The sequence below is a fragment of the Methylobacterium sp. V23 genome, assembly GCF_002917135.1.
GTDB lineage: Bacteria > Pseudomonadota > Alphaproteobacteria > Rhizobiales > Beijerinckiaceae > Methylobacterium.
Genome location: NZ_PDHT01000125.1, coordinates 1 through 1177, shown reverse-complemented (window position 1 = coordinate 1177; position 1177 = coordinate 1). Strand labels below are relative to the sequence as shown.

Genomic DNA, 1177 nt, shown 5'->3' with positions numbered 1-1177 from the left:
CGGTGCGGGCCACGGTGGCCACGGACCAGTCGCAGGGCTACCACACCTACGGCGTCGACTGGCAGCCGGACTTCATCACCTTCTACCTCGACGGTCAGGTCACCGGGCGCATGGTCACGCCTGAGTCCGACAAAGCCCCGATGTACCTGATCGCCAACATGTCGGTTGGCTCCAGCTTCGGCAGCGGCGTGAACGCCAGCACGCCTTTTCCGGCTCCGTTCAAGATCGATTACATCCGCGTCTACCAGGATGCCTCGGACCTGGCTCCTGTCACCAAGACCGGAACCTCGGCCAACGACACCCTGTCGGGCGGCGATGGTGCGGACACTGTCGCGGGTGGCGACGGTAACGACACGATCCTGGGCGCGGGCGGGCACGACAGCCTGAGCGGCGGGGCCGGCAACGACCGTCTGCTGGGCGGGCAGGGCAACGACACGCTGGATGGTGGAGCGGGTGCAGACAAGCTCGAGGGCGGGCGCGGCGACGACACCTACGTCATCAACGACACCGGTAACACCATCGTGGAGTTTGCCAACGCGGGCGCCGACACGGTGCGCACCAGCTTGGCCACCTACGCGCTGGGCGGCAACCAGGAGAACCTCGTCTACACCGGCGCGGGCGCCTTTGCGGGCACGGGCAACATGTTGAACAACACGGTTGCGGGCGGGGCGGGCAACGACGTGCTGACGGGTGGAGCAGGCAACGACACGCTTAACGGCGGCGCCGGTCACGACAAGCTCAGCGGCGGGTTGGGCAACGACGTGCTCTGGGGCGGGTCGGGCAGCGACACGCTGATGGGTGCGGACGGTGCCGACACCTTCGTCTTCAAGAGCGGCGACAGCGGCAGTGCCTTCATCGGCGACTTCCAGGCTGGCGTCGATAAACTCGACGTGGGCGGATTGGGTCTGACCAGCTTCTCGGACGTTCAGGCGCACGCCAGCACGAGCAAGGAAGGCAACCTGATCATCACGGCTGGAGCGGAGAAGCTGATCCTGCAGAACATCAAGCTGGCTCAACTCAGTGCGGGTGACTTCAAGTTCGACGCCGACACCTCATCACCACCTTCTGACAACCCGTCGACACCTCCTGGGGACACATCCCCCACCCCTGCACCCGATCCATCTGTTCCTCCAGATTCTGGTTCGCTGCCCGAGACAGGCAAGCTCGTGACGGGCAC

The 1177-nt window shown here is 65.5% G+C and carries 1 protein-coding gene; it reads left to right on the top strand.

Annotated elements, in window-relative coordinates; translation table 11 throughout:
- Window positions 1–14 precede the first annotated feature (14 nt).
- Window positions 15–1177: family 16 glycosylhydrolase (locus CRT23_RS27570; RefSeq protein ID WP_210202120.1), on the top strand; the 1163-nt coding region annotated here is incomplete at its 3' end.